Genomic DNA, 8,438 nt, shown 5'->3' with positions numbered 1-8,438 from the left:
TGGATGGAAAATGACTTATCTAAATTGTTTTATGATATTCATCCAACACATAACTCTTTTGTAGTGCAGTGACTATATGCAGAGTTTTGTGAACAAGGGTTGCTGAAACCTGGAAAGCTCTGGTTATACAAAGATCAAAGCCCTTGGGTTTTAAATTTTCCAACAAAAGATCACTGGCGGTATCCTTCAAAAGAATTATATTTGAGAGTTGGATTAATAAACTTTGTGGAAACATATAAAAAGAGAGGAATAACTTCTGTTGCCTTTCCTTTGTTAGGTGCAGATAAAGGAGGTATAGATAAGGACGTATCAAAGTCTATTATGAAAGAATATCTATCAGGTTTAGATATTGATATTGAAATCTATGAATATGACCCAAATGCTACTGATCCGCTTTATTTAGAAATTCAAGAATGGATTCTATCAGCTAACTTAACAAATTTAAGCGAGAAAACTGGTATTAGTCTAAAATATTTAATACTGATAAATGATTCTATGATGAGAAAAGAGATTCATCAGGTAGGTCAAATTTTAAGTATAAAAGGCATTGGAACTCATAGTGTTGAAAAGCTTCTTGATTATAAATTTAATCAACCTCAGAATTTACAGATTAGTTTGTTTTAGAAAAAAAGATTAGGACTTATTATTATTTCTTGATTAATATCTATAGCAGTAGATTTTAATTTTGAGTAGGTCTCTATGTCTTTACAATGGATGCGCATTATATGTTCAGTAGTTATATGATTATATATCAAACACTCACTCATCATTAGTGATTTCCTAGTTATATTCACATGATTATTTTCTGACCATGTTCCAGAATAGATATCTGACCATGGGAATTTAGCAAGCTTATGTTTACTAGTTTCAATCTCAGAGTCGTCTCTTGCAGCATTGCCTTTAGAAAACTTTGTATAATCTTTATTTAAAATATTCTTATCGATTTCTAGAATAACTATTTGACAAGGATACTCCCTCTGCTTCTGATAAAGCATTGCATTTCTAGCATTGAAATATAATGGTACATAGTCGTGAAGTTTGAAATTATGATGTTTCTCTTTACGCACTCTTCTTAAGTTTACATCATAATTACTTATATCTTGATAGTTAGTAATCTTGCTATGCGCAAATAGTCCATTATCTAGTATTTTATTTAGATTATTAATATGCGTCATATGAAACAATCTTAGATCTATATGAGAAATCAAACTTTCTTTAAAAGGTCTAATTATTGGGTCGAGTAGCTCTTTGTTCCATACTACCCACTGCTCATTCTTATCATTACAATGATAATCACCGAAAAACTCACCTTTACTTGTTAACTCATACTTATTATCAATTTTGTTGAGAAACCCTAAATCTATTAAATGATCAAAAAAATAAGGTTTAGCGTCTATACCAATAATCTTTCCATAAGTAGTTGTTGAAATGAATAGCGATTTTTCAATACTCAAATTTGCATATTTTTTAATTAGACTATTTATGACCTTATCATAAGATAAGTTACTTAGTTTACAAATGGTATCAATGTTATTTTTAATCTGTATTTTTAACTGTTTTTCCGTTATTTTATGTACTTTTCTTGGGATTTCAGTTTGAGTTAATTCAGCAAGTACGATACCTGGGCTCTCATAATTGATAGCCTCTATATTGTCAAAGAGCTTTTGCAATCTTAGCCTTAGCATACTCATAACAACCAAATATAGTCAGTCTTTTATAAATAGAATGCAATGCTTTTAAAATAAGTGAAGTGTCAGAAGATTACATGACCTATTCAGCAGACTTTCGAGCACAAGTGATTACAAACGTTAAAAACAAAGACATGAGCATCCGTTAAGCTTTTATTTTCTATGACATTAGTAACATGTAGTAATTTCGAGTTCCTCAGTAAATTTTCTAAAGAGCACTCTCATCCCCATAACGCGTTATGGGAAATGGATTTTTTATTAATGAAGGCATCCCGCCTCTATTTAACTACTATTCACCTTGAGCCAATAATTATACAAATTCAGGGAAGCCCTATATGTTCTCATTACACATTTAGCTAGCCCTAGCCTCAAAGGAACAATTACGTTCATTCGTGGGTATAGTTTTGAAGTAAGCCTCTGCACCTATTCTTGGGCGATAGCTTAACAATAAGTTAGCTACTAAAGATATTGCTCTAGTTTATTAAATAGAAGTAGACCATGCTCATCTGGCCAAACTGGATTGGCTGCTACTTCTTGGTCACATTGATTAATTAACTTATTTACTCTTGTTAAGTCATTATTTGCAAAACTTAAAACTCTTTCTTGTCCAAACTTAAAAATACAAATTATCAAGGCTTTATCTACCAAATCAGTTACTATTTTTTGGTTTTCCGCTGCATCTTTCAGACCTCTAGGTACCATCATTAAGTTATGTTTGGCTGCCATGACATTTGAGAACTCTATACATAAATCTTTATAAGACAGCTTAGATATATTTTTAGAATATTTCATCACTCCCTGTTGAGTATGGACTTCCTGTTTAGGAGCAAAACTGTCAGTAATCACTGTTCCAACTTTGACTTTTTTTTTGAATAAACCAAACATACAGAAAAATCCTTTTGAAAAAATTTATTATAGTGGTTTTGATATATAGTCAGCTGAAAATAAAAATGTTATATAAGTTTAAATATGCTACTGGTATAAATTTTACTTGCGTGCTGTGCCTACGCTGACAGAGGCTGCGCAAAATTCATCCCAGTAGCGCTATAACACTTTTGAAGTGTATCGACTATATAGCCATCAAATCCATAATTTTTGTAAAATAAAAGATCATAACTCATCATATTCATTTCTTTTGCATCTGATGAGCATAATCGTATAGCACTTCCTCGCCCAAGCCTTCGCTTAATAAACCTACCATACCATCTAAAATATCTTTATGCTCTAGCAAACTAAATTTACCTGAGAGAACAGAGCTATCACTATAAATTGCAGCTTTAATTAACTCTAACCTCAAATCCTTATCTACCATTTCATCCGTATAATTGACATACTTATAATAACTTTCAACATCATAATTTAGATGCTTTAGATCTTCATTATTTTCTAAATTCAATCTAGCTTTTAGTGCTTCTATATCATGAATCCAGATTAATCTATCATTTATATAATATTTTCCTCTATAAGCTTTTTCATCACATACTTCCTCAAAGCCAAGAGTAAGTGCTAGCTCAACATTCTTATGGTAATTCATTTTCATTATATATCTCAATTTTTCAAACAAACTCAAGATATAGTTGGTTCACTTTAAGGCCGATACAGTACTGCTGGGGCATTTTTTTTGTAGCCTCTGTCACGCTTGCGAACAGCACACAAGAAAATTTATACTAGTAGCACGTGGGTACTAAGGTATCGATTTTATTTAGAACTGACTATATCAGCTATATTTTTTATTAATCCGTCTTATCTTTATAACTCTCAGTACGAATTCGACCCCTTCTGTCAAATCCATAGATACCATCTTGGAAAGCCTTAGTATTCTAATATCATAAAAACCTACTTCATAAGGTATCTTATAATTTATTAAATGCTAATAATACAGCTAATGGATGATAAAAGTTATCAGTATAATGAACGGGGCTGTACAGTAAACAAACCTTGTGGGCGATAGAAAGTTTTTCTAAAACCATATATAGCGCAGTATTACCCACCTCGACTCATCCAATATTTTACTTGGATAAGCCTTCATCTTTTAAAGATATCCACCTCAGTCTCTAAACATTTTCTTAAAGCTAAGTCATTACTACCAATACCAAACGAAAGCTCAGGTTTTTGATAAAAGTCTAACCCTCTACCAATTTTTATAATCCAGTCATTATCCAATCTAATTTCACAGTCATGTAAATTTTCATTAACTTTAACTTCAAGTGCAATATCAAGCTCCAAAAGGCTTTGCTTAAGTTCACCTAAACGATCTGATATTTCTTTGACGTCAGTTTGTTCATCATAACTAGTCACTAATACAATTTTTTTAATACTTGGTACTTTGACAAAAACCTCACAAAGCCTAACAAAGTTATGAACCTGATGAGATGATCTAATATATGGGTCATCTATTTCAACAGATTTGACACCCTTCAAATAAGGTCCAATTATTGATTCATAACTATATCCAGTATCACCGTAGCGAATTTCAAAGCACTTCTCTACTACTTTATCTTCCAAACGATCAGCATCTTGAACTTCAGCTCCTCTGCTCAGTATGGCTGAATTATCTACAGCTTCTTTAATAGTTACCGGGTTATTATTTTCTTTAGTACTAGATAAAGCTTGTTTTCCAAAGCTTAAATCATGATCGACATGAATATTTCTACGATAAGGATCTTGTGTCGCGAGCGCAAAACGCGATTCTGGACAGTAAACGATAACCTCGTCGCCCTTAGTGTTTATATAAGATAAATTAATTTTTGCAAACTCATCATCTGACTTACGCTTATTCATTTGCTCTTTTACTCGACGACGAGACTCAATGGCGTAAACCACATACTCTTCAAACTCTTCATCACTAGGGGGCCCATCTGGATGTAATATCTTAAGAAATGCAGCAACTATTTTTTTTATACCTTTTTCATCACGCCCTTCTACTGCATTACCTAATTTAATACGGCTACTTACCTCTTCATAACGATTAGTCTGTTTTAACTGGTAATGAAATGCTTCGGCTATATAATCTGTAATAAATCCATAGTTGCTTGTTAAAAACTCGCTACTATTTTTAGGCATTTCCCACCCTGGTAAATAGCAAGCAAAACGGTCCATCATTGCCAAATCAAACTCTTTAGGTAGCGGTTGAAAAAGATCATATACTTCGGAGTTTACGATTTGCTCTACTGATAAATCTAAATTGCCCACAAAAGCCATTGAAGCATCTGCAATGACTTCCACCCCTCGAGAGAAGCGACCATTCGCCATAAAGTCTTTCATAATTTGAATAGTATCTTGATCTCTAATCTTGATACCACCAACTTCATCAAAAGCAACCGTATCCCAAAATCCTACTAGTCCAATTTGTTTGCGTTGATTATTATAAAATAGAGTAGCTTTAGTAGCTTGACCACCACTGATTAACGTAGAGTAAGGTGAAAATTCACTGAAGAAATATGACTTACCTGTACCTCGTGGGCCAAGCTCAATGAAGTTAAAGTTTGGCTCCACTAAAGGCATTAAACGAGCTAAAAAATGCATTTTAACCCGTTGCGTTAACTTGTCAGGTTCTAGGCCGACAGACCGTAATATAAAACTGAGCCATTCATCACGGGTACATTGAGCTCGCCCTTCACAGTACTGGTTGAAATTAAAACGGCTGAGCTGAATCGGTCGTAAGTCTTCAATATAAAAAGCGTAATCATCTTCTTCAATGTCGTTGTAAGCAATGGTTACTTCCGCCCAAAGCCCACCTTGTAAAAGACGATCATGATCTTTGTAATATTTTTCACTAATAGCAATTCTTCTGGAATCAAAGTTTTCTAAAGCTGCCCAGTGTCTCTTATCTTTTTCAATATAGTTCACATGCACTTTATCAATAAAGCGGAACTTACCTTTAGTAGCTACTTTAGACTGTGCGTGATTCGCCTCATTAGGCCGGACATAATTGTCATTTAAAGTCTCTAACACGGCTTCCATGCCAGCTTTAATTTCATCTGGGTCATCGCTCGCACAATACCGTGCCAATAAAAACTCAAGCACAAATGTAGGAACGTTCGTGCCTTTTTTGATCCGATGTACCAAGTCTTTTCTGACTACTTTGCCATCAAAAAGCTCATTTAGTTTTTTGTCTAAAGCATCCATAATTTACACCGTATAATCTGTTTCAAGCTCTATCTGCTCGTATACTGCCATGGTAGAAGGATTAAATGCTTTTAAAATAAACTTGCCCTCAAATTCCATATCCATTTTCAGAGTTATTTTTTGTTCATTGTCCGGTGTTATCATAATGGTACCTGTAGCAGTATTAACCAGACCCCCGGTTTTTGCCTCGCCAACTACTTCGCCTTTTTTATTATGCGCCTCTAACAAGACTTCTACTTGCACATCTACAGAAAACATATCTTCAGTTTGTAATGTGAGTGCTACTACCGGCATCCTTGTGGTAATTCTTTTAGCGCCATTTTTATAATTAATGGCCACTTTGAATTTCTCCACCGAAACCTGGCTATCTTTTGAACCATCAAGCTTCACTGTAATAACAGGAACAACACACTCTTGAAGTGATGCTCCACCATGATAATACAGCATACCTGATTTATAAGTGGCAAATGAAAGCGGTCCTGCAACTTGCTTGAAGTCGCCCTTGATGCCTGCCAGCTCACTGCTTATGTGGTAGTGATACAAGTCACTATCACCCTCTCCTAATACGCAGCGCTCATGAATTACTTTCCAGTCACCTTGCGGTTTATTACAAGTATCACCCGCTTCTGCATGCGTATTCATAAAGAAGCCATGATCAGTCACTATAATGACTTCATTAAATCCAATCGCTTTTAATTTAAGGATGGCTGTGCGGATATTTTTGAGCGCACTAGTAACTGCATCAGGTGCTGTTTCAGGGTGATTTTCGAACTGACTGTCTATCTCGACTGACCGAAGAATAAATAGCTCAACGTTCTCATCGACTTTCTTACCTGTACCTCGCGCATACTTCTCAAGCCTTCCTTCATCAAACCGTTGACCATAGCGCTTTCGTACTAAGTTCATACGTTGCTCAACTGTTTTGACTTCTTGATCGTCAATATAAGGCACTATATCTTTTCCAGATTTTTCTAATCTAAATCCTGTACTGGCACCAGGAAGTAAGCTTGCCATTCCTACCAAGGTTATACTGGGTAATTGAGCCAATGCAGTCGTTATCTCAACCGCTCCTTCGTTCTCAATCTGCTCCTTTAAAGCCATTCCCATTTCATAGCGTAAAGCATCAACCATTAGATAGGCCACTTTATAGCCATTTTGCTGTAATTTTGGCGCTACTAGTTTATCAAATACATCAGTATTGGGGAGGTAACCTAAAACAGGCCAACCTTCATTTTGTAAATACTGAGTAAATAATGATTGAACTTTCTCCATCAGCTTACCGTATCGTTGGCGAGCTTGAGCTTGAACTGGCTTAGTTATTTCTTCAAAGTCTTGCCCACTACATAAAGTTACCGCTTGCTCGAACTCACGGTGTAGGCGATCCACCTCACGCAAATGGCTAGTATATAGCTCGATAAGCTGATCCATATTCCGAGCCTTACTTGGAATCATTCCTTCATACTCAGTACAGGATTCTAACAAGGCCAATGCAGATCTTAATAAATCCCACTGTAGCTGACTCTCACCCCGGCTCATCCATACAGAATTAGACTGTCTTGAGATAATATCTCGCGCTGCCCGCATATCATGTCGCTGCATGGCGCTTATCGCTGTGGATAAGAAAGTTCTTTCTTCAAACGGGAAGGTGTCTTTTACGCCTAGATCACTAATACTTTGACAAAGAGCAGCCAGACCTAGATCTCTTTCGACTTCCTGAGCTTTATCTATATAGATATCTCTCGTTCGTATGTCATTGCGAAGTCTTGCACATATCGTTTCAATGGTAGGTAATGCATTATCATCTGCTCTAGCCACATCCTCCAGCTTAGGAGGCAGCGCTTCTGGTAAATCAAACACAAACTCACTAAATAAGACATAACGCCACAGCTCATCAGATATAACTGACCAAGACTTACTGCGTGTTTTAAGCTTAAGACCAATGGTAGCTTTCAATAGCCTTTTAGCCTCACTAATCCAAATTTGAGGGTCTTTATCACTATTACTAAGTGCAGCTTCTTGCATGTCATTAGGATGAAGTAACGCAAGAATAATTTCATTGGCCGAATCAGTATTTAATAGTGACTTCAAATTTGGCCAGCTGTCCCCGCCTCCTATCGCATCAATAACAGCAAAGCTTGGGCTGCTATCCTCTTTAAATATATTGCGTATTTGAGCCGCGTAATCTGGCTTAGCTGTTAAGCAAATTGATAAAAAGCTATCGCTGTCTTTTTTGGGATCAGGAAATATGGCACCACATTCTGCATAGATAGAGAATGGGTCAATTTGTTTCTGCTCATCAGTTAATGGTGGGCTGGCTGGCACATATACTAGTAGCTCATCGACCTCTTTTGTCCCAATCTTGCTAAGCGCATCTAGGGCAGCTGCACGACTAATAATGCTAGACTCAGTTGTATCGACTACGATAGTCGTATCTTGCGCCATACTGAGACAGATCTCTCGATACCTTTGATCTGGGTCATATACTATCAATACCTGCTTGGCTTGCAATAAGGGCTCAAGCTTTTGTTGCTTAATATACTCTTCAATATTCATACGTTATTTATATCCTAAGACATGCAGCTTTCTACATTTTATAAGCAGCCAAACTTGGGTTATGACAGA

Annotated in this window: 6 protein-coding genes; 1 reads left to right on the top strand and 5 read right to left on the bottom strand. The window is 35.8% G+C overall.

Annotated elements, in window-relative coordinates:
* The first annotated feature begins 99 nt into the window (after positions 1-99).
* Positions 100-624, top strand: a complete 525-nt coding sequence (locus I3254_RS03840) for a macro domain-containing protein (RefSeq protein WP_238051301.1) — start codon at positions 100-102, stop codon at positions 622-624.
* On the opposite strand, the gene I3254_RS03835 is transcribed toward I3254_RS03840, so the two are convergent.
* From I3254_RS03835 to I3254_RS03815, 5 genes are all read right to left on the bottom strand, one after another.
* Positions 621-1,691: a DUF4433 domain-containing protein gene (locus I3254_RS03835; protein ID WP_238051299.1), complete on the bottom strand. Its 1,071-nt coding sequence runs from the start codon at positions 1,689-1,691 to the stop codon at positions 621-623. The genes I3254_RS03840 and I3254_RS03835 overlap by 4 nt on opposite strands.
* Positions 1,692-2,147: 456 nt before the next feature.
* The gene (locus tag I3254_RS03830) at positions 2,148-2,573 is read right to left on the bottom strand and encodes a hypothetical protein (protein WP_238051297.1); all 426 of its coding nucleotides are present in this window, start codon (positions 2,571-2,573) and stop codon (positions 2,148-2,150) included.
* Between the two features lie 241 nt (positions 2,574-2,814).
* Positions 2,815-3,228: a hypothetical protein gene (locus I3254_RS03825; protein WP_238051295.1), complete on the bottom strand. Its 414-nt coding sequence runs from the start codon at positions 3,226-3,228 to the stop codon at positions 2,815-2,817.
* A gap of 485 nt (positions 3,229-3,713) precedes the next feature.
* Entirely contained in the window at positions 3,714-5,816 is a 2,103-nt protein-coding gene (gene brxL / locus I3254_RS03820) for a BREX system Lon protease-like protein BrxL (RefSeq protein WP_238051293.1), read from the bottom strand.
* A gap of 3 nt (positions 5,817-5,819) precedes the next feature.
* Positions 5,820-8,369 (bottom strand): PglZ domain-containing protein, encoded by a 2,550-nt coding sequence (locus I3254_RS03815; protein ID WP_238051290.1) that lies wholly within the window; start codon positions 8,367-8,369, stop codon positions 5,820-5,822.
* Positions 8,370-8,438 lie beyond the last annotated feature (69 nt).

The sequence above is a fragment of the Psychrobacter sp. Ps2 genome (assembly GCF_022129405.1).
In the GTDB taxonomy this organism is placed as follows: Bacteria; Pseudomonadota; Gammaproteobacteria; order Pseudomonadales; family Moraxellaceae; genus Psychrobacter.
This window is presented reverse-complemented; position numbering and strand designations above follow the sequence as displayed.

Bases quoted from the DNA above. Each gene is read 5' to 3' on its own strand.
- I3254_RS03835 (WP_238051299.1), bottom strand. From the start codon at position 1,691: ATGAGTATGCTAAGGCTAAGATTGCAAAAGCTCTTTGACAATATAGAG.
- I3254_RS03830 (WP_238051297.1), bottom strand. From the start codon at position 2,573: ATGTTTGGTTTATTCAAAAAAAAAGTCAAAGTTGGAACAGTGATTACT.
- I3254_RS03825 (WP_238051295.1), bottom strand. From the start codon at position 3,228: ATGAAAATGAATTACCATAAGAATGTTGAGCTAGCACTTACTCTTGGC.
- brxL (WP_238051293.1), bottom strand. From the start codon at position 5,816: ATGGATGCTTTAGACAAAAAACTAAATGAGCTTTTTGATGGCAAAGTA.
- I3254_RS03815 (WP_238051290.1), bottom strand. From the start codon at position 8,369: ATGAATATTGAAGAGTATATTAAGCAACAAAAGCTTGAGCCCTTATTG.